At 59.5% G+C, this 21,071-nt stretch carries 14 protein-coding genes and 1 tRNA gene; 11 read left to right on the top strand and 4 right to left on the bottom strand.

From position 1 onward, the window contains the following. Positions 1 to 73: 73 nt before the first annotated feature. The gene (dgt, locus tag Mal15_RS13795) at positions 74 to 1,216 is read right to left on the bottom strand and encodes a dGTP triphosphohydrolase (protein ID WP_147868303.1); all 1,143 of its coding nucleotides are present in this window, start codon (positions 1,214 to 1,216) and stop codon (positions 74 to 76) included. 283 nt (positions 1,217 to 1,499) lie between these two features. Here dgt and Mal15_RS13790 point away from each other — a divergent pair, with 283 nt between their 5' ends. The 7 genes from Mal15_RS13790 to Mal15_RS13760 all read left to right on the top strand — a co-directional run bounded on the left by Mal15_RS13790 (position 1,500) and on the right by Mal15_RS13760 (position 10,947). Then, on the top strand, positions 1,500 to 3,659 hold the full coding sequence (locus Mal15_RS13790) for a hypothetical protein (RefSeq protein WP_147868302.1): 2,160 nt from the start codon (positions 1,500 to 1,502) through the stop codon (positions 3,657 to 3,659). Between the two features lie 340 nt (positions 3,660 to 3,999). Then, on the top strand, positions 4,000 to 4,539 hold the full coding sequence (locus tag Mal15_RS13785; RefSeq protein WP_147868301.1) for a thioredoxin family protein: 540 nt from the start codon (positions 4,000 to 4,002) through the stop codon (positions 4,537 to 4,539). Positions 4,540 to 4,723: 184 nt separating this feature from the next. Further along, complete coding sequence (locus tag Mal15_RS13780; protein ID WP_147868300.1) at positions 4,724 to 5,524, top strand: hypothetical protein; 801 nt, start codon at positions 4,724 to 4,726, stop codon at positions 5,522 to 5,524. 3 nt (positions 5,525 to 5,527) lie between these two features. Then, positions 5,528 to 6,595, top strand: coding sequence for an NAD-dependent epimerase/dehydratase family protein (locus tag Mal15_RS13775; protein ID WP_147868299.1), 1,068 nt, complete (start codon positions 5,528 to 5,530; stop codon positions 6,593 to 6,595). Next, entirely contained in the window at positions 6,592 to 8,202 is a 1,611-nt protein-coding gene (locus Mal15_RS13770; protein WP_147868298.1) for an ArnT family glycosyltransferase, read from the top strand. Before Mal15_RS13775 ends, Mal15_RS13770 begins: the two co-directional genes overlap by 4 nt. Beyond that, positions 8,199 to 9,017 (top strand): glycosyltransferase family 2 protein, encoded by an 819-nt coding sequence (locus Mal15_RS13765; protein WP_147868297.1) that lies wholly within the window; start codon positions 8,199 to 8,201, stop codon positions 9,015 to 9,017. The genes Mal15_RS13770 and Mal15_RS13765 overlap by 4 nt, the downstream gene beginning before the upstream one ends. 127 nt (positions 9,018 to 9,144) lie before the next feature. Next, positions 9,145 to 10,947 (top strand): arylsulfatase, encoded by a 1,803-nt coding sequence (locus Mal15_RS13760; RefSeq protein ID WP_147868296.1) that lies wholly within the window; start codon positions 9,145 to 9,147, stop codon positions 10,945 to 10,947. Between the two features lie 446 nt (positions 10,948 to 11,393). Here the strand turns inward: Mal15_RS13760 and ykgO are convergent, their stop codons facing one another. Then, positions 11,394 to 11,546 (bottom strand): type B 50S ribosomal protein L36, encoded by a 153-nt coding sequence (gene ykgO, locus Mal15_RS13755; protein WP_094417406.1) that lies wholly within the window; start codon positions 11,544 to 11,546, stop codon positions 11,394 to 11,396. 342 nt (positions 11,547 to 11,888) lie between these two features. On the opposite strand from ykgO, the gene larC reads away from it, so the two are divergent. The 4 genes from larC (at position 11,889) to Mal15_RS13735 (ending at position 18,905) form a co-directional block, all read left to right on the top strand. Then, positions 11,889 to 13,085, top strand: a complete 1,197-nt coding sequence (gene larC / locus Mal15_RS13750; RefSeq protein WP_147868295.1) for a nickel pincer cofactor biosynthesis protein LarC — start codon at positions 11,889 to 11,891, stop codon at positions 13,083 to 13,085. Between the two features lie 128 nt (positions 13,086 to 13,213). Further along, on the top strand, positions 13,214 to 15,025 hold the full coding sequence (locus tag Mal15_RS13745; protein ID WP_167546803.1) for an efflux RND transporter periplasmic adaptor subunit: 1,812 nt from the start codon (positions 13,214 to 13,216) through the stop codon (positions 15,023 to 15,025). Further along, positions 15,022 to 18,339 (top strand): efflux RND transporter permease subunit, encoded by a 3,318-nt coding sequence (locus tag Mal15_RS13740; RefSeq protein WP_147868293.1) that lies wholly within the window; start codon positions 15,022 to 15,024, stop codon positions 18,337 to 18,339. Before Mal15_RS13745 ends, Mal15_RS13740 begins: the two co-directional genes overlap by 4 nt. A gap of 494 nt (positions 18,340 to 18,833) precedes the next feature. Then, positions 18,834 to 18,905 (top strand) — tRNA-Gln (locus Mal15_RS13735). Here the strand turns inward: Mal15_RS13735 and Mal15_RS13730 are convergent. Both Mal15_RS13730 and Mal15_RS13725 read right to left on the bottom strand, forming a co-directional pair. Further along, positions 18,887 to 20,218, bottom strand: a complete 1,332-nt coding sequence (locus Mal15_RS13730) for a tyrosine-type recombinase/integrase (RefSeq protein WP_147871992.1) — start codon at positions 20,216 to 20,218, stop codon at positions 18,887 to 18,889. The genes Mal15_RS13735 and Mal15_RS13730 overlap by 19 nt on opposite strands. A 209-nt stretch (positions 20,219 to 20,427) precedes the next feature. Next, positions 20,428 to 21,069 (bottom strand): hypothetical protein, encoded by a 642-nt coding sequence (locus tag Mal15_RS13725; protein ID WP_147868292.1) that lies wholly within the window; start codon positions 21,067 to 21,069, stop codon positions 20,428 to 20,430. Between the last annotated feature and the right edge of the window lie 2 nt (positions 21,070 to 21,071).

Here is a 21,071-nt window from a genome sequence, read left to right as displayed (position 1 = left end):
GTTGATCATTTTCTTGCCGCCGAAATCTTCTTACCTGCTATCCGCAAGCGGCGGATCAACGGATCACTTCGTCTTACCAGTCCGCCAGTGGGCCGGTGCTGCCGTCGGTGGCGTACTTGTACTGAGTGTTACAAAACGCATCGGTCATGCCGGCCAGGTATTCACCGACGACGGTTTCGATCGGGTGGGATTCACATCGGCGACGAAACCGCAGCGGCAGTCGCGAAGGATCGTGACGCAGCACCTCGAACATGTCTTGCAGCCGGTGATAGGCCGCCCGTCGGACGGGGATCAGCCGCGGATGACGATAAACGGCCTCGAACAAAAACGATTCCAGTTCGGCCCGCTCGCGGGACAGCTGATCGCTGTGCCCGAGTCTCAACCCGGCATCGCGGACGTCGGAAACCGACTGGCCCTGAAACTCGATGACCCGTTCGGTCGCTTCACTCAGAAAGTCGGTGACTTGAAGATCGATCAATTCGTGGACCAGCAGTTGACGCTCTTCACGAACCCGCTCCCTGCCGTGCTTCTCCTGGACCATATCCATCGCGCGTCGAACGATCGACAGTTCCAGCAATTCCTGCATCGACAACAAACCCATTTGCAAGGCATCGTCGACATCGTGTGCGTCATAGGCCATCGAATCGGCGGCGTCGACGATCTGAACTTCCAGCAGCGGGCTGCGACCGACGGCGGCTTCTGCCTTGTGCGCCCGGACGTCTTGCCCGTCCAGGATTTCCAATGACAGGTTCAGCCCTGGGAATCTGGCGTACCGCTGTTCAAGTTGCTCGACGATGACCAGGGCGAACCCGTTGTGCGAAAACCCGCCGACCGGCTGCATGCACTCGCTCAACGCATCCTCGCCACAATGCCCGAACGGCGGGTGGCCGATGTCATGAACCAGCGCCAGGGCTTCGGTCAAATCTTCATTCAGCCGCAACACACGCGAGATCGTGCGGGCGATCGAGGCGACTTCGAAGGTGTGCGTCAACCGAGTTCGATGGTAAATGCCCATGTCACCGGTGAAAACTTGCATTTTCCCTGACAGCCGCCGAAACGCGCTGCTGTGCAGGATCCGATCTCGGTCGCGAGCGAACGGACCACGGTAGGCGTGGTCGGGTTCAGGGTATCGACGCCCCCGACTGTCACGGCTGCGCATCGCGAAACTGGCAAGCAACAGGTGCTCGCGGTCATCATATCGCCGTGTGTCCAGCATCGGAGTGATCAAGAAATCCCGGTCCTGTGGAAGTCGTGTCGCGTCTGGTTTTCCAGGAGGTTAACGGAGTGTAGGTCATCGTTAGCGCATCAATCCTAGTGTTCCGGACCGATCAAGCCCACACCAATGTGCCCCCACCAATTCGGCAGGGCTCCCAAATCCGCAATCGATCCAATCCGCATGGTAACATAGAGGGTCTTAAATCGAATCCCACTGTCCCCAACGGGCCTGCCGCTTGGATTTCCAGCCATTTTCCGTCACTTGTGTCACGTGTTCGAGCCGCTTGCGTGTCAGCCGCAAGGAGTTGGTCGGCAATATCGTGGCCTGCCCCAAGTGCCAGTCGATGGTCCAGTTGACGCCGCCCAAAGCAGGCCCGACCGCTGCTGCCGCGATCGCGATGGGGAACCATCAAGTCGACAGTCAGGCGTTGACCGAAGATTCGATCGGCGAGGCCGACGCGCCCGATGCGGCCCAGCAGCAGCCGCAGTTTGAAGGAGCGCAACCGCAGGACGCGGTTCCTCCGGGCCCGTCCGGCCATGGTTCGCATCCCCGAGTCGCCCGCGCCGAACCGCCGCCGGTTTTTTCCGACCAGCCCGCACACGCCGCCCAAATCGGCGAAGCGCCCGAAACACCGGAATCCGCCGCCCCCGACGCAACGCCGTCGGCCGCTCCGCCGCCGAATTGGCACAGTCAAAAAAACGCCGCGTCGCGACGGATCGCCATGTGGGTGGCCGTCGTCTTGGCCAGCATCGTGTCCGCATCCGTCTTGTTCGCTGTACTCCGCCGATCCCGCTTGGGCGAAACGCAACAGGTATCCGCGGAATCAAGTGCCGATGCCGAAACCGCCTCCGCCCAATCGATCGAAGACTCAACTGAGGAAGCGGGCACTCGCTCCGACGACGTCCCCACCGATGCCACGCCGGCCGGCGCCCCTGATTCTGACAACCAGACCGGCCAGCCCGACGAAACCGGCCAGCCCGACGAAACCGGCCAGCCCGACGAAACCGGCCAGCCCGACGAAACAAATTCGGCGCAAGAATCCACTGCAGCCGACGACCCGCAAACGAACGTTCCCGGCGACAACGATCCACCGGTCGACGATCCGATCCAACCGCCGGCAGACCTGCTCGGCGACAGCCCGTTGCTCTCGGGAAGCCCGCTGGACAGCATGACACCGGTGGGATCATCGCCGATGGAGACGTCACCGTTAGGAGGAAACACCGATCCGGCGGACGAGACCGGGACGTTGACCGAATTGCCGAAGGAGCTCCAAAGCCTGCTCAACGGCCTGACCGCCATCGATCGACCGCAGTTCACCGAAACCCAGCCGGCGCCGCAAACGATTGACGAAATCCAGCTGGATCGCGCGACCGAGGTGGACGTGGATTTGGAGGTCGCAATCGAAACCCCCGACGCGGCCAACATGCGTCAAGCGCTGGGGCTGAACATCGCTCTGCAGACATCCGATCCGAACGGTTATCCGCTCAATGACCTGATGCTGTTCCTCAGCCAGCTTAGTGGCGTGCCGATCGAAGTCGAATGGGTGTCCTACGACATCGTCGGTCTGCCGATCCATTCACGCGTCAAATTACCCAACGGCTGGCCGACGTTGGAGGATCTGTTGACCGCCATTTGCACGGCGACCGATTCGACGTTCGACAAGAATGCCCGCACGATCACGCTGCGGCCGACCGACCAGCGATTCGATCAAGCGGTCGCCGAGATTTTGGACCTGAGCGACTTGGCGCCCGAAGCAGCTTCCGCGGTCACGCTCGCACGCACGTTGTTGGGACAAACCGAAGGCGACCCGTCCCAAGTCTCGATTCCGACCGAGGGCGGGCCGGCCCAATTGGCCGTGTTTGTCTGTGAGGCGATCCGACGCTCCCGCGGTGCCCCGGGGAGGTTGCCCGATCCGTCGTTCGCCCGCTGGGGAGGAGCGTACAAGGACCAGGTGTCGGCATGGCCGGAACTAAACGGCGGCGTGTCGGGACCGCCACGCGTCCAGGCCGCCACGATCGCGTCACTGATCCGGCAGCTCGCGAAGATCAACGGCGTTACGTGTTATGTCAATTGGCAGGATGCGGCGAGACGAGATTTGCAACCGACCGACCAGCAGATGCCGCGTACCGGTGAAGGTGTCTCCGCGGCCGATGCCCTGAACCAAGTCCTCAATCCCGCCGGCATGTTGGTGCGTGTTGTCGATTCCCAGCATTGGTGGGTCGGTTCGGATGCGTCGCACGACCGGTTTCCCGTCGTCGTCTGGTTTGACGATGCCGACGGCGAAGCCACACAGCAGCGTGTGGAATTAATCCTGCAAGGGGCCGCCGTCAACGAGCAGGTCGTCGGCGCCGCCGCGGTCGATCCGGAAAGTCAAAAATGCGTCGCAATCCTGCCACGTTTTCTGTTGCGGCAACTGCCCCGAATGTTGAACGACGTACCGTAGCGCAAAGTTTGGCCACACCCAGCGTCCATTCGCGACAAGCCTCGCATTGCGTCTTGCTTGAATGATTGGGTTAGCGGTAGTGGACGACGCGAGGAGTCCCCGCAGTTCGAGGGTCCTTCTCCACCGTTCTGTTCTGGCGGGGCTGACCGACAACCGGTCATTTCTCCTGTGCGGCACGTTGAAACGTGGACTAGATTCCCGCAACGGCCTGATGATGGCTGGAGGTTCTGAAATCAACGCGACCAGACGCGTTCACATCAACAGGCCGGTAAAACCGTTCGGAACGATTGTCGTCGCCGTAGAATTGCCGATGCACGCTCCCATTTGATTGTGGCTTAAGATGAAACAGCTTGTTCCCCTGGCGATCCTGTCCGTCGGATGCTTGATTTATCTGGTGTCGTCATCGGATCTGCAGTTGACCGATTGGGCGGATCCGTCGGCATCGGCGGGTCTCAGCGACGACGATTCGGACCGGGGAACGAACGAAGCGTCTGCGGCGTCGCGCGACGAGTTTTTTGATTCCGATCCCATCTCGGGGGAGAGCCCCAAGTTAGTGCTGATGAAATTTGGTGCTCCGTGGTGCCCACCCTGTCGGATGATCGACAAGGAACTTCGCAAGCTGGGGCGAACCAATCTGCCGGTCGAAATCCGCAAGATCGATGTCGACGAACGCCCGCAGATGGCCGAGCGTTATGGCGTGAGTAGTATTCCGCGTTTAATCTTGCTGCAGGACGGACGCAAGATCGGCGATGCGGTGGGCTACCAGTCGGCTGAGGATTTGTCCCAGTGGATCAGGGAGAACGCCTCCGCCGAAGCACTGGCGGGCGAAAAACGCTCGGCAGGACCCGCGGCCGTCCAGGCCAACCCGTTCTTCAAGTGATCTTCACGCGATTCCTCGTGCCACCTTTTCGGATTGTGTGGATCGGCGACACGCAGCAGCCTGAATGCCGGTCGTTTCAGACCGGTGGGCATCGAATCGAGTAGACAGACTCGGATCTGACGTGGAAAATGGCTATCATAGGGTGCCCGATTTCCGACGTCACGTTTTTGCGTTCATTGCCTCCATGCCGATTCAAATCAAATGTCAGTGCGGGAAAGCTCTCGCGGTGAAAGACCAGTTCGCGGGAAAAGCGGTTAAATGCCCCGCTTGTGGGCAAGGGATCAAGGTCCCGACGGCGGCCGGCGGCAAGGTCGCGGCAGCCACCGGTCAGGCAGCCCCCCCGGCACAGGCGATCGGTGCAGCAGCGGCCGGAAACCCGATGAACGATTTGTTCGACGAAGAAGGTTTCGGCACGAACATCGCAGCGGTGTGTCCATCCTGTGGCTCGGCGATGGGGGCCGACGCAATCTTGTGCACCAAATGTGGTTTCAACAAAACCACCGGCCAATCGGTCAAGGGGCATTTGACGCCCGGCGTCGACATCTCCTCGGGCACGCTGGCGCTGCAAAAGGCGGCCGAAGACATGCGCCGCGCCGACAAGATGCAAAAGGACATGACCGAGCGGGCCGGCATGCCGTGGTGGATGTTGGGGTTGATTCTGTTCATCCTGGGTAGCGCGACTGCGTTGGCAGTCATGGCCGTCATGTCGGCCAATCGCACGACCGGAACAGACAACTTCAACGCCATGCAAGTCTTTTTGCAATTGGCCGGATCCGCTTGTGCCCTGGTGTCCTTCGGCGCGCTGATGAAATTGGTCGTCGAAGGATTCAAAGAAGACAAGAAGGTCGGATTCCTTTGTTGCACGATCCTGTACCTGTTCTACTTCGTGTTCCAAAAGCCGAAGTCGCGGATCGGTGCCTTTCTGGTCATGATCATCCTTGGCGGAATCGCCGGAGCCCTGTTTGCCAAAAGCCAACAGGTGTAGCGGTTGAAGATCCTGATCACCGGCATTTGCGGTTTTGCCGGCAGCCAAATCGCCCGTCGGATCAAAGCGATCCGCGACGATGTCCAGCTGATCGGACTGGACAACTTTATCCGCGCCGGCAGCGAACTCAATCGCCGTGCCGCCGAACAACTTTGCGAAACGTTTCTGCACGCAGACATCCGCCGCGACGACGATTGGGATTCCGTCCCCGATGTGGACTGGGTGATCGACTGTGCGGCATTGCCCAGCGTCTTGGCCGGGACCGATGGACACGGTTCGCCGCGTCAATTGATCGGGCACAACCTGATCGGCACACTGAACCTGCTGGAATACTGCCGCCGATCTGACGCGGGCGTGATTCTGCTGAGTACTTCGAGGGTGTATTCGATTCGACCGCTCGCTGCGTTGCCATTGATCGAATCAACCGATCGATATCAACTCGATGCGTCACAGACGCTACCGGCGGGGATCAGCCCGGAAGGGATCGCCGAATCCTTTTCAACGTCTCCGCCGGTATCGCTGTATGGCGCGACAAAGGTTGCGTCGGAGACACTGGCACTGGAATACGGCCAATCGTTCGGATTTCCGGTTCGCGTCAATCGCTGTGGCGTGCTGGCCGGTGCCGGCCAATTCGGTCGCGCCGACCAGGGGATCTTCAGTTTCTGGATTCACTCCCATCGGGCCAAACGTCCGCTGCGATACATCGGATGCCGGGGAACCGGTTTTCAAGTCCGTGATTGTTTGCACCCGATCGACGTCGCGGATCTTTTGCTCAAGCAGATCGACGCCGGATCGGATCCCAACAAGCCGCTGATCAACAACGTCAGCGGAGGTTTGGAATCCTCGCGATCGCTGTGCCAATTGACGCATTGGTGTGACCGGCGATTCGGAGAACGTTCCGTCGCCGGCAGTGATGAAGTACGGCCCTTCGACCTGCCGTGGATCGTCTTAGACAGTTCGTTGGCGCGATCCTGCTGGAATTGGTCGCCAAAGCGAACGACGGACATGATTCTGGAGGAGATTGCCGAATTCGCTTCGCGGTCGCCCGACTGGTTGGAGATTTCATCGTGAACGCGCGGCGCCGCTGGTTGTTGATGGTGGTGTGTTTGGTCGCTCCTATGCTGTTGTTCGCGCTGCTGCGACTGCCCACGCTGATCCATCAGCCCGGTGTGCAAGACGAGCAATGGTTCGCGGTCCCGGGATTCACCGTTTGGCGCGAAGGCATTCCACGGATCCCGTATGTACCGACGCGAAATCGGGAGACGCTGTTCGAAAATGCCGACGTTTGTCTGATGGCACTTCCGCCCGGATTGTTCTATGTCCAGGCGCCGTTCTTTGGACTCTTTCCGCCCGGATACGCGACGGCGCGGTTGCCCTTGTTTTTGGCAGGCTTGGCGACGATCGGGATCGTGTTTTGGATCGTCAAACGACTCGGCGGTAGCACACCAGCGGCCGGAGCGGCGGCCTTGATCGTTTCGCTGTCGCGGCCGCTGATGTTCACCGCCCTGACCACACGTCCCGATCTGCTGAGCGCGCTGGCGGGCTGGTTGTCCATCCTGGCTGCCTGGCAAATGCTGCGCAGCGGCCGTTCCCCCGGCGGCAGAGGAGGCTCCATCGGGGCAATGCGTTGGGCATGGATCAGCGGCGCGTTGTCAGGGTTGGCGGGTTTGTTTCACCCGTTCGCGCTCGTGTTTGCGATGCAGGGCGGCGTCGCGATGCTGCTCGGCACGACCGGTGTGTTGGAAAAAGCCAAACGTGCGGCGTGCTTTGTCGCCGGAAACGCGTTGGTCATTTCCTTGTGGATCCCGCTGATCGTGTCGTATCCGTATGAGTTTCGCAGCCAGTTCTTTGCCAACGTGCTCGATCGCGCCGGACCGGGGTTGCCGGCTCGAATCGTCTGGCCGATCCCGTCGTTGATGCATCACGCCGGATTGTTGTACGAGTTTGCAGGCCCGTTTCAATGTCTGCTGATGGCATTCGGGTTGCTCGCGGGAACCGCGTTGTTCTGGCGTCACTGTGCACTACCGGTCGCGGAGCGGAAGGGATTGATCGCGCTTGTCTGGTCGAGTGTTTTCTTGACGGCCACGGTGGCCGGGCTTCACCCGACCAAGGGATACTGGGTCTATCCGTTCGTTTGGATCGTGGCGATGGCCGTCATCGGATTGGACGGCTTCCTGGTGGGTTTGGGGCAAGACCTTCGCACTCGATTGACACAGCGAAACGCGTTGTTCATTCGTTTCGTCCTGTTGTCTTTGGCGGTCTTGATGTTGCTTCCCGGGGCTGGACTTCGCACAACATGGGTTTATTTGACGCATTGGAAAGACCCGTCGGTGTACGCTCCGGCGTTCATCCACGGTGTCCTCAACGACCTACCGCAGCAGGGCGTGTTTTACGCGGATCTGTCTTATGTTTTCGACGTCTACTTGAGCGGTCGTGAAACGCGGTTGTGCCAGGAACGTCAGCATTATTGGGGCGACCAGCCGCTCGCGTACACCTTTCTGTTGCTGTCGTGGGAAGGCGAAGACGCGGGCTGGGCAAACCAGTACGGCGGATCGCACGTACGACGCATTGGAAACCGCCAGAGACCACAAAACTGCTTTGTGGATCTTTACCGCCCCGGCACCGACCACACGGAACCCTCCGAGATTGCAACCCAGCGTGGTGACGACGACGTATGACCAACGAGGATCAAGACGATGGGACGCACAGGCACCAGTTGTCGATTGTCATCCCCGCCTACAACGAACAGGAAAACATCGGTCCTTGTTTGGAGGAACTGATGACGTTGTTGGTGGACGAATCGGGCATCGACACCGAAGTCATCGTGGTCAACGACAACAGCAGCGATGCGACCGAGGCGGAAGTTCTGAAACGTCGTGAGCGTTGGCCGACAATCCGCCTGGTGCGCCGCCAGCCTCCCGGCGGTTTCGGCCGAGCGATCCGTTCCGGGTTGCAATTCGTTCGCGGCAAAGTCGTGATCATCTACATGGCGGACCGGTCGGATCACCCCGAGGATGCACGGCGTTACTATGACACGATCCAAGAGGGCTACGATTGCGTGTTCGGGTCGCGGTTCATCCAAGGGGCCGAGGTCAAACGCTATCCGACGGTCAAGTTGTGGGTCAATCGTTGTGTCAACAAGGCGATCCAGTGGATGTTCTGGACGCCGATGAACGACTTGACCAATGCGTTCAAAGCCTACCGGGCCGATGTCGTCGATCATTGCGGTCCGTACCGGGCCTGCCATTTCAACATCACCTTGGAAATGTCGCTCAGCGCCCTGATCAGCGGGCACAGAATCAAGGAAATCCCTATCCGCTGGGAAGGCCGAACCTGGGGATCGACGAATCTGCGGATGCGAGAAATGGGGCGGCGTTATCTGTGCACGTTGCTGATGCTGTTCTTTCAACGCGTGCTGATGTCCGACGACGTCGTCGCCGAACGCCAGCGACAAACGGACATGGCGTTCGAGGTCACGCCGGACATGCCATGAAAACCGTGAGACATGGTTCCAACCTGTTTCACCAGTCCAGCGACAAATCGACTAAACTGCGTCCATCCGGTGAGCATTGCTCGCCTGCACCTCCTGAATGCCCCTCCACGACAGAGATTGATCGAAAATGCATTTGCAAATCCGGATCCGGACCGTTGCAGCCTGGATGGTCGCCGTTTCCCTTTCGGTGACACTCTTTTCCGGCGGACCGGCTTCAGCGCAACAAACACGCCCCAACGTTGTGATCGTGATCACGGACGATCAAGGCTATGGCGATTTGTCCTGCCACGGGAACCCGATCCTGCAAACGCCCAACCTGGATCAACTGCATCGCGATTCGGTGCGGTTGACCGATTACCACGTCGCGCCGACCTGTTCCCCCACCCGCTGTGCCTTCCTGACCGGCCACTGGACCAACCGCACCGGCGTGTGGCACACGATCATGGGCCGATCGATGCTGCGGGAGAACGAGGTCACGATGGGCGACGTGTTCTCGTCAGCCGGATATGAGACCGGCATGTTCGGCAAGTGGCACTTGGGCGACAACTACCCCTACCGGCCCGAGGATCGCGGGTTCACCGAAGTGATGCGGCACGGCGGCGGAGGTGTCGGCCAGACCCCGGATCACTGGGACAACGCCTACTTCGACGGATCCTACTGGCACAACAGCAAGGTGACTCCGGTCAAGGGGTTTTGCACGGATGTGTTTTTCGATTACGCGGAACAATTCATTCGTGATTCGCACGCCTCCGGAAAACCGTTTCTGGCTTACATCGCAACCAACGCGCCACACGGACCGATGCACTCTCCCGAAAAGTACAGCGAACCGTACGCCAACCTGGGCACCGGCCTGGCGAATTTTTACGGCATGATCGCCAACATCGACGAAAACGTCGGGCAACTGCTCGGGCTGTTGGAAGACATGAAGATCGTTGACAACACGATCTTTATCTACACCACCGACAACGGCACCTCGTCAGGCGACAAGGTCTTCAACGCCGGGATGCGTGGCAAGAAAGGCAGCCACTATGACGGGGGACATCGCGTGCCGTTGTTCATCCGATGGCCCGACGCCAAACTGGTCGGAGGACGCGACGTCGATACATTGACCGGCTACGTCGACGTGTTGCCGACCTTGATTTCGATGTGCCGCGTCGCACCGCCCGAAGGCGTTCGCTTTGATGGTGTCGACATTTCGCCGTTGATCTTTGATCAAGCGACCGATTGGCCCGATCGAATCCTGGTCACCGACTCGCAACGCGTCAAAGACCCGATCAAATGGAAAAGCTCCGCCGTGATGACCGACCGTTGGCGGTTGTGCAACGGAAAGGAGTTATTCGACATCGATGCCGACCCCGGACAGCAGAATGACGTGTCGACCCAGCATCCGAATGTCGTCGAACGATTGCGAAACTTCTATGAAGATTGGTGGGCGGAATTGGAGCCGACCTTTGACCAATCGACCGCGATCCATCTGGGACACCCCGCCGACAACCCGGCACGATTGACCAGCCACGACTGGATCACCACGCGGATGACCCCGTGGAATCAAAGTCAGGTCCGAGCCGCGATGAACGGTGACGCCAACACCGGATTCTGGAACGTCAAAATCACCGAAGGCGGCAAGTACGTCGTCCGCTTGCGTCGCTGGCCCCAGGAAGTCGATCACCCGATCGCAAGCCCGCTGGATCCCGGCGCACCGGTACCAGGACAGCAAGCGTTCCGAGAAACGCCGGGCAAGGCGGTGGCGGCCGCAAAAGCGACATTAAAAATCGGCCAGATCGAAAAGTCGGCCGCGGTTCCCGCAGGGGCCAAGGAAGTCGTCTTTGAGTTGGACCTGGAGCCCGAAACGACGACGATGAGTGCGACCTTCCAAACCGACTCGGGAGAAGTCTTCGGCGCCTACTTCGCGTACGTCGAAAAGCTTTGAAGGTAAACTCGAATCGAAATGGCATCCGCCCCGAGGCGGTGAGCGGTGGGTTGGATCCGGAGGAAACGAAATCAACCCACGGATGGCAGGGCGTACCCACGGATGGAGAGCGGCCTGGAAACAAACGCACGGGCAGGTCATCATTCTGCCCCGAATCATTCTGCCCTCCCTCCTCTGATTTGCACCGACCTGTCAGGACCCGGTGCCGGGGTGCAGAGGTCGGAAAATTTTGGCGTTAAGAAGATTTTCCGCGTCATGGGGATGGTGCATCGCAGTATTTTCCTACCCCCGAAATCTTCTTGCCCGAATCTGACATTGGGTGCATGACGCGCACAAAAAAATCGACAGCCGCAGACGGCTGCCGATCGTTGCGATCCATTCAGATGGCCCGTGAATCCCCGACGCCTGCCTGACGCAGCCGACGGCCCTCGCTGGCCAACCGCACCCTAGCGGCGGGTCTTTTTGACCTTCGCGCCACCTTGGCGGACTTTGAACTTCGGATTGCTCTTGCAAATCACGTAGACTCGGCCACGTCGTTTGACGACTTGGCAATCGGGGTGGCGGTATTTCAATGCGCCAATGCTGCTGACAACTTTCATCGGAATCTCTCACCGGGTGGCGCTCTGGAACGAACGCTGGTACTCTGTGTCTGTGCCCCGAGGCCTCTCCCCGGGTTCTCGCGATCCATGGTCGCTTGGAGGGTCGCGGAGTATAACGGCACCGGATCACTGTGTACAGCGACCTTATCAGGTGACCTTCACGAACCGGTCGTGCGGGATGCATATTCCTAGTTCCCAGGTTATGGGAACCTCCTCCCTCCGACGAAACCCTCCTTTCAGGGAGGGGCGAACGAAGCGAGGGGAGGGGCGATGGGTGATCCGGCGCGCCCGTCCAATTCCCTGGGAACCGATTGCTCCCTCTTCCCCCTCGATCGACCATCCATGACCAAATTTGCCTATTTTGATTGTTTCAGCGGCATCAGCGGCGACATGACGCTGGGAGCCCTCTTCGACCTGGGGGCGGATCCGGCGGCCATCGAAGCGGCGGTGCGATCGATGGGGTTGCCGGAATTGTCGATCGTGACCGGTGACGTCAAAAAATGCGGTTTTCGTGCCGTTTCGGTGAAAATCGAGCACCCGCCCGAGCATGCCCATCGGCACTTGCATCACATCACCGACATGATCGATTCGGCCGGCGAGATCGAGCCGTCGGCCAAAACGCTGGCGAAACGAATCTTCGGCCATGTCGCGGTCGCCGAAGCCAAGGTGCACGGGACCACGCTGGAAAAAGTCCACTTTCACGAGGTCGGAGCCATCGATTCGATCGCCGACATCGTGGGGGCTGCGGTGGCAATCAACAATCTGGGGATCACCGCGGCGATGGCATCGCCCGTCCCGACCGGCACCGGTTCGGTCAAAATCGACCACGGCTTGGTGGCGGTTCCGGCACCGGCGACGGCCGAAATCCTGCGGGGCATCCCGATCGCGCCCTGCTCGATCGCCAAGGAGCTGACCACGCCGACGGGTGCGGCGATCCTGAAGGAATTGTGCGGCGATTTCGGGCCGATCCCCTCGATGATCGTCGACGCGATCGGATATGGCGCCGGGACGATGGATTTACCCGACCAGGCCAACATACTCCGCGTGTTGCTCGGTCACCGCGCCGACAGCGCATCAGCCTCACAAAATACTCACGTCCACCATGACAAGGTCGTCGTACTGGAAACGAACTTGGATGACGCGACCGGCGAACAGATCGCCGATTGTGTCAACCGATTGATGGACGCCGGGGCACTCGATGTCACCCAAACGCCGTGCACCATGAAGAAAGGTCGCAGCGGGGTGGTGCTGTCGGTGATCACGCGCGTCGATCAAATCGCGGCGCTGGAGGAGTTGATCTTTGTTCACACGCCGTCGATCGGGATTCGACGCTACCCGGTCGACCGCGAAACTTTGGAGCGTGAATCGATCACGATCGAGACTTCGTTGGGGCCGGTCAAGGCAAAGTCGGTGACGTTGCCCAGCGGCAAAAAACGGGTCAAGGTGGAGGACGACGACGCACGTCGCTTGGCGAATGAATGTTCACTGTCGACGCTGGAAATCCGCCGCCTTGCCGAAGCCGCACTGCCTGGTGCTTGACCGCCACGTCTAACCTCTGTGGCGTAATGCCGCGGGCTCGATTTGGCCCCCGAGTTATACTTTTGCGACCAGATGACAACGACCTTCTTCGCTTCTCACACTCAAATGATTGGATGGGCCGCTCGCCAATGCCACTGACGACAGAAACCGAACGAGCAGAATCCGAACGAGCCCAGGACGCCGATTCGTCCGCCCACGAGACGGGCGGTGCGGGAACCCCACCCAAACCTGCCAAAACCGGCGGTCAAAGCGGTTACGACGTCATCAACTCGGCGGCTTCCCCCCATCATTTTTCCGTTCCACGCCGCTGGGATCTGTTCCTGCTGTTCAACGTCGCCATCCCGGTCCTGTTGGTGCTCGGCGGAGTGCTGATCGTACGCTCGCTCGGTGTGGCCGAAGCCAAGCCGGTGCCCCCGCCGGACACGTCGGCGACCGCCATCATGAAGTCGCTGCCGGCAACCCGTGTCATCAAGGTCCGCTCGCTTGCCGAAACCGGCCAACAACTCGAACTGGTGATCGATGGTACGGTCGTCCCCTTTCGCGAAGCCCGCGTGGCATCCGAAGTGGCAGGAACGGTGATCGAAAAATCGGCCAATTGCGAAGCCGGTTCGATCGTGACCGAGGGCGAGGTTCTGATGAAAATCGATCCGGAGGACTACCAATGGGAAGTCGAACGGCTGAAGAACCAACGCGATCGCGAGTACCGCGCGATCAGTGAAAACGACCAGGAGATCGCGAACACCCAGCGGTCCATCGAAATCGCTCGCCAAGATGTCACACTGCAACAGAAGGAGGTGGATCGCCAGACGGCACTGAAGACGTTTGCCAGTCAAGCCGAAGTCGACAAGGCACGAAGCGCGCTGCTGCAAGCCAATCAACAACTCGTGACGCTAGAAAATCAGCTGGACCTGTTGCGCTCTCGCCGACTGCGTTTGGAAGCGGCCGAACAGCTCGCCGCGACCCAGTTGCGTGTCGCCGAAGTCAACTTAAAACGTTGCGTCATCGCGGCCCCGATCAGCGGCGTGATCGTCAGTGAAGAAGCCGATGTGAACTCGTTTGTCAATCGCGGCACGACGTTGGTCACAATTGAAGATACGGGGAAAGTCGAAGTCGCCGCCAGCATGCGGATGGACCAACTGCATTGGGTGTTGGACCAAGACGGCTCGACGCAGGCCGCCGCCTATGACCTGCCCAAAACCGACGCGATCATCGAGTACGAAGTCGCCGGCCGCCCCGGAACCGTTCACCGCTGGAAAGGAACCCTGGTTTCCTATGACGGCATCGGCATCGATCCCAACACGCGTACCGTGCCGGTGCGGTTGCTGGTCGACGCCCCGACACACTACATCGACCAAAAAGGTGACCAACAAGTCGCCGATCGCACCAACGCCTTGTTGCGCGGCATGTTCGTCCGAGTCCGATTGCAGTTGCAACCGAAGTCCGAACTGGTCGTGATTCCCGCCAAAGCGCTCCGCCCGGGTAATCGGGTGTGGAAGTTTCATGAAGACGAATCGGTGTTAGCCGAGCGGATCGCCGCGGCCAAAAAGACGGCGGAGTCGGCACCATCGGCTGCTGCGGCACCGTCGGCTGCTGCGGCGACAACGCCGGCGGCCGATGACGCCCCCACGGCCAACGACGCTCCTTCCGGTGACGACACGCCCGATGCCGGGGACCTCGCCAACGAGCCGCCCTTTGACCCCGCCGACTGGAAAGCCGGTATCGTCAAGTACTCACGATCCGTCTTCCCGATCGACTCGCTCAGGCTTCAGGACGCCGAAGCGCTCGACAGCAACTTGGCTCCGTCGCTACAGTCGCCCGACCGCGTTTGGGTCTGCGAATCGGACACGTCCGACTTGGCCAGCGGCGACTATGTCGTCGTGTCGCCCCTCGATTCGATTCCGCCCGAAGGGCTGCCGGCGCGAGCAGAGATTCAAGAATGAGACGATTGATCACGTGGGCCATCACCAACGGGCCCGGCATGAACGTGTTGATGATGGCGTTGATGACCATCGGCGGGCTCTCGTTGATGCAAATGCGCCGGGAAGTGTTCCCGGAATTTGAACTCGAAGTCGTGATGGTGACCGTCCCTTATCCGGGTGCGACACCGAAGGATTGCGAAGAAGCGATCTGTCAAAAGGTGGAAGAATCGATTCGGTCGATCAACGGCATCAAAAAGGTCACCTCGATCGCCCGCGAAGGCGGCGCGTACGTCTTGGCCGAGCTTCGGTCGGACGTCAAAAATGTTCAAAAGGTGATGGCGGAAATCGATCGCGAAGTCGATCGCATCCCCAGCTTTCCCGAATTGGCCGAAGACCCCCAGATCCAACAGATCACGTTTCGCGACGCCGCCATCCGAATCGGGATCATCGGCCCGCAAGACCGCTCCCAAGAGGCGGAACTGAAGCTGCGAGAGATCGCCGAGGGGATTCGCGACGATGTGCTGATGCTGCCGACCGTCTCGTCGGCGTCCATCATGGGCACCCGGCCCTACCAGATCGATGTCGAGATTCCCGAAGCGACACTCCGCAGCCATGATCTGACCCTGACGCAGGTGGCCGAGATCTTGCGGACCCACAACGTGGAACTGCCCGGCGGGCAACTCAAGACCGAAGGCCAGGAGATCCTGTTGCGGGCCAAAAACAAGGGCCGCGTCGGCGAGGAAATCGAACGGTTGCCGATCGTCACACGGGCCGACGGCGTGGTGCTGACCGTCGGCGACCTGGGCAGCGTGAAAGATGAATTCGAAGATTCCACCATGGTCGGTGAAATCAATGGCGAACCGGCGATGGTGGTCAACGTCGAACGCTCCAAAAGCGAAGACTTGCTGGCGATGGTCGGCGACGTCCGAGCCTACGTCGCCGACAAATCGCTTCCGGCGGGGTATCGATTCGAAATCTGGAGCGACACCAGCACCGAGGTCCGCGGGCGGTTGGATCTGCTACGACGCAATGGGCTTCAAGGTTTATTGTTGGTGTTCCTGGTGCTGACATTGTTCCTGGAAATGCGGCTCGCGTTCTGGGTCGCGTTGGGAATCCCCGTCTCGATTTTGGGCGCCGGTGCGGCGCTGGCCTTAGGGGACCAGACGCTCAACATGCTTTCGCTGTTCAGCTTCCTGGTCGCGCTCGGGATCGTTGTCGACGATGCGATCGTGATCGGCGAAAACATCTACGCGCATCGCCAGATGGGCAAAACGCGTAAACAGGCGGCCATTGATGGCACGATGGAGGTATTCCCCTCCGTGACCGCATCCATCATGACGACAATCATCGCGTTTGCACCGATGTTTTTTGTTTCGGGTGTGATGGGCAAATTCATGGCCGTGATCCCGTTCGCCGTGATCGCGATGCTGGTGATCTCCCTGTGGGAAAGCATCTTCGTCTTGCCGAGTCACCTGGCACATTCGCACACCGGGTTCTTTCGTGTGCTGGAGATCCTCTCCTATCCACTGCGGCCGCTCGGATTGCTGCTGGCGTGGTTGGGAGAACGATTCGCCAGCGGATTGAACTTCGTGTGCAACCGACTTTATACGCCGGCACTGAAGTTCAGCCTGCATTACCCGATGATCCCGATCGCCGTCTCGATCATGATGGCGCTGGGCACTTGGGGGATGATCCGCGGCGGCATCGTGCCTTCGATCTTGTTCCCCAAATCGGACAACAACTTCTTGCAAGCGGTGATCGTGTTTCCCGATGGCACGCCGGCGATCGAAACCGATCGGGCGACACGGGAGATGGAACGTGCACTCCGTCGGGTCAGCCGGCGCATCGCCCAGGCCCGGGCCGAGGAAGAAAACACCGACATCAAATCGATCTATCCCGGCAGCAACGATGTCATCTCCGGCCCCGTGCGGTTGACCTATCGCGAAGTCGGCAACACGACCAACACGCAAAACCCGGCCGGCGGCGGCGGTTCGGGAAGCAGCGTCGGACAGATTTTTGCCGAGCTGCATGACACCAACATTCGCAACATCCACAGCAAGGATCTGCTGGCGATGTGGCGTGCCGAATCCGGAGAGTTCGCCGGGGTGGAAAGCGTCACGTACGGCAGCGTCGGAGTCGGCCCGGGCGGCAAACCGATCGAGTTTAAATTGCTGGCCGACAGTGACGACGAAGAACAGTTGCTGCAGGCCACCGATGCGGTCAAAGCTCAACTGGCCACCTATGATGGCGTGTTCGACATCGCCGATGACAACACGCCGGGAAAATGGGAATTCCAGTTTCGCGTCAAAGATAGCGCGCTGGCCACAGGGATCACGCCCATGGATCTCGGCAATACCGTTCGCAACACCTATTTCGGTGCCGAAGCGATGCGGTTGCAACGCGGGCGACACGAAGTCAAGTTGATGGTCCGCTACCCGCAGGAAGAACGGCGCTCGCTGGTGAATTTTCGCGAAATCCGCGTCCGCGATCCCGCCGGCAACGAACACCCGATCGAAGAGCTCGCCGAAGTCACGCTGAAACGCGGCTTTTCGGAAATCAACCGTGTCGACCAACAACGATCGATCACGATCAGCGCGGATCTGGATTGGAAAACCGCCAACTCGTCGCTGATCATCGCGGACTTGCAAGCCAACTACCTGCCGCAGATGGCGAAAAAGTACCCCGGCGTGCAGGTGCGTTGGGAAGGCCAAGCCGAACAGAGTCGCGAGTCGGTGGGCAGCTTGATGACGGGATTCGGGATCGCGATCATTGCGATGTACGTGTTGCTGGTGATCCAGTTCCGTTCCTACGTCCAGCCGCTCTTGATCCTGATGATCGTGCCGTTCGGGATGATCGGTGCGGTCTGGGGGCACGCGATTCTGGGGTTGCCGTTGACGCTGTTCAGCATGTTCGGACTGGTCGCGCTTTCGGGAGTGGTGATCAACGATTCGATCGTGCTGATCGACTTCATCAACGTGCGTGTCCGCGAAGGCTATCCGCCGACCGAAGCGCTCGCCGATGCCGGCCAGCGACGTTTCCGGCCGATCCTGCTGACCAGTCTGACGACGATCGCCGGACTGATCCCCTTGATGCTGGAGCGTTCTTTCCAGGCCCAGTTGCTGATCCCGATGGCGGCCTCGCTGGCGTTCGGATTGTGCTTGGCGACCGGTTTGGTCCTGTTCCTTGTTCCGGTGTTCTACACGCTGTACTTGCGAGCATACAACTCGGCCGCAGCACTCCTGCACGATCTGCACATCACCCGCGAAAAAATGCCCGACCCCCTCGATTTCGCCGCCGAGTCCAATGGCGAAACCGAGCAAGGCCTGGCGTCGTGACGAACGGAATCCCTCGATTTCCAAGAAGGCCGAGTGCGTCGAGATGCATCGGTAGAACGTGAAAAAAACCCTCCCTGGAAGAGGTGATGCGTTCGGAGTAGAAGTCTTGGGAAAACTAAGAATCCCACGGATAGCAGCGCGAACCCACGGATCCCCGACCACACACCATCCGTGAGCAAAGACCTCCTTGTGGTTCAGGCGGCTGGGGAGAGTAGTGAAACCCGGTGACGTTCAACGTCTTAATCACCGCCTAACCTCGGAAGGGAGGGTCGACCGCGGATGCTCCCGCGCCCACCCACGTATTCTGCCGCAAAACCAGTCTCGGCGTCGTCCGCCAGCCCAATTCGCCGATGCCGAGAAAAAATTCCATGCCATTTGCGGCCGCCGATCCCCCCCTGCGACAAATTTTCCCTCGCGAACCTGAAAAGTTCTTGCCGACTCCTATTCAGCAGATGGAAATCAGTTGCTAAACTTCCGCCTCAGACGCAAGTCACTACCCCGTGGTGTAATTGGCAACACTACTGATTTTGGTTCAGTCATTCTAGGTTCAAGTCCTAGCGGGGTAGCTTAAGGGCAAGTCAGCCAAAGCCGATACGAGACATTCCCAGTTATTTACGGGATTTTTCGCATCGGCTTTTTTTGTGTCTTCATTTAACGGCGGCTTGTCCTGCAATGTCTGGGGTACTTTCGGGGGTACTTTTTCAGGTACCCCACACGTTACCCCCGCGATGCTGGCACCTTCGGCCACAGCGCGGTCAAACGACGCCTGCATCGTCATGGCGTAGTGCTTGTTCGCGACTTCGGGAGAGTTCCCCAACCAGCTGGTCACGTCCTTGGCTGGATAGCGGGCCAGCAATTCGGTTTCGCGAGTTGCGCGCAGGTTCTGCATCAGCTTCGGCCACGGCACCAGCCCGGCCTTCGTGATGATTCGTCCCAGGGCGGTCAGGATGTTGTCATCTTGTCCGTAGCGGTTCTGCACGTACTCGGCACCCTCGGGGGCCATTTCCTTTGCCCGCAGCAGGTGCGGCCGCAACTCGGGGAAAATGGGGCAGCTCCGAATCGGAGGGGTTTTGTTGCTGCGAACAATCATCCGGTTGTTGGGTAGGTCGATGTCCTCCCATCGCTGGATCCGAGTTTCGTGGCTGCGCAGACCGCCGTAGCGGGCCAGGGCCAGCATGACTCGCCAATCCTCACAGCCAGCTTTTCGGATGCAGGTTTCAATCCAGTCGGCAGGAACAAGGAACAGGCGGTCAGCATTTCCGGTGACGGCTGACGCTTCGTCTGCGAACGGGTTGCGATCGATAATCTGATGCTTGATGGCAGCATTGAAAAACTGCTTCGTCCGGCCAATCCGGCGGCGCACGGTTCCCTCTGCTAACCCAGTCTTGTACTTCTTCCGTTCGTTGCCTTTCGTCTGCAGCCATTTCCGATAATCCTCGGCATCCCCCGCGTTGATGTCGTCAATGCGGCGGTCATCGCCAAACCGTTTGCACAGACTGCGTGCAGTGATTTCCAGCTGCTCGATAGTTCCGGGCTTGCCGGGGTGGTTCTCGATGTAGTTGTCGGTCCACTGCTTCAACGTCGGTGCCAGGTCCGGTTCGGGCTTCGGCTCCGGTTCGGGTTGCACCCTCGGAGCGGCCAGTCCTGCTTTCACCAGCTTGTTGTGCAGTTTCTCGGGAAGGTCAGCTAGCCACTGGGCCACGTTCGGTTCTGGATCACTGCCGGCAATTTGTCGGCTGACGATGTGTTCCACTTTGCCGCAGATGGTTTCTGCGTCTCGTTTGGAAACCTTGCCGGGGTACAGGCTGCGGCGTTCGCCGTCTGCATCCACGTAGCGAATTTCTAGAATGCCGTTGGGGCGTTTGCGTACGGTCGCCACGTGAATCACCTTTTCACTTTCACCAAGAAAGAATCACAACGGCGGGCCGGTGGTGATGCCGGTTTTCGTCCCGTCGGACTAGCCGTTGCACTTTACAACGTACTGGAAGCTGTGCTTGTACACACCGATTCAGTCGCAAGAACTCCCATTCCGCGCGCGTGCGCCCGCGAGGGACGCGTTCAAATGATTTTCTTGTGGATCCCGGGCCGCTATGAAATAGCAAAGTCACTCCGAACAACATCGAATACGTTCTGCGTGGTCATGCGTTCTAGCGATCGAAGGATTGAATGGACCCATTTGGCGTCGATGTCGCTAAGATCTCTGTCGACTCCATCGGATAGCCGACCGGCCACGGCACGTAGCTTCACGAGCGCTGGCCCGACCAGAAAACCTGCAGGGTTCGCAAGTGCAAGTGCAATCAATTGACGCAGCTCATTTTCTGCTTTACTTGCAATCAGGTGTCCCGTCGCGATTTCGGTGGTCTGAATCCGTGCAGACATTGAGCGATTCGAATCGGCGTGTAGCATCGCAATCGCAATCTTGATCCCAAAGTCAATGTGGGCGAGCTTGGGCTCACCATCTGCATCGAGTTGTGGCAATTGGATTGGAAACAGCCCCAGCGTCGCCCAGACGACAGATGGGTAGGCGGCAATTTGAGCGTCTGTTAGCGGCGGGAATTCGTGAGCCATTTCTTTCCAAGCCCGATCATTGGCTGCTTTCCGGGTAAATCCTTCGGCTTTCGCCTTTTTGCGAACGGCGCCACGAAATTCGCAGGCTTCATGCCACCTCGCCGGACTCTCGCGCCGGAGACGATGCGTAAGTTCAATTCGACTTTCAAACACGTCGCTCATGT

Source organism: Stieleria maiorica (assembly GCF_008035925.1).
Classification (GTDB): Bacteria; Planctomycetota; Planctomycetia; order Pirellulales; family Pirellulaceae; genus Stieleria; species Stieleria maiorica.
Note: the sequence above shows the minus strand (reverse complement) of the source record. Positions and strands in the feature narration are given on the sequence as shown.

Bases quoted from the DNA above. Each gene is read 5' to 3' on its own strand.
- Mal15_RS13740 (WP_147868293.1), top strand. From the start codon at position 15,022: ATGAGACGATTGATCACGTGGGCCATCACCAACGGGCCCGGCATGAAC.
- larC (WP_147868295.1), top strand. From the start codon at position 11,889: ATGACCAAATTTGCCTATTTTGATTGTTTCAGCGGCATCAGCGGCGAC.
- Mal15_RS13765 (WP_147868297.1), top strand. From the start codon at position 8,199: ATGACCAACGAGGATCAAGACGATGGGACGCACAGGCACCAGTTGTCG.
- Mal15_RS13760 (WP_147868296.1), top strand. From the start codon at position 9,145: ATGCATTTGCAAATCCGGATCCGGACCGTTGCAGCCTGGATGGTCGCC.
- Mal15_RS13745 (WP_167546803.1), top strand. From the start codon at position 13,214: ATGCCACTGACGACAGAAACCGAACGAGCAGAATCCGAACGAGCCCAG.
- dgt (WP_147868303.1), bottom strand. From the start codon at position 1,216: ATGCTGGACACACGGCGATATGATGACCGCGAGCACCTGTTGCTTGCC.
- ykgO (WP_094417406.1), bottom strand. From the start codon at position 11,546: ATGAAAGTTGTCAGCAGCATTGGCGCATTGAAATACCGCCACCCCGAT.
- Mal15_RS13725 (WP_147868292.1), bottom strand. From the start codon at position 21,069: ATGAGCGACGTGTTTGAAAGTCGAATTGAACTTACGCATCGTCTCCGG.
- Mal15_RS13780 (WP_147868300.1), top strand. From the start codon at position 4,724: ATGCCGATTCAAATCAAATGTCAGTGCGGGAAAGCTCTCGCGGTGAAA.
- Mal15_RS13785 (WP_147868301.1), top strand. From the start codon at position 4,000: ATGAAACAGCTTGTTCCCCTGGCGATCCTGTCCGTCGGATGCTTGATT.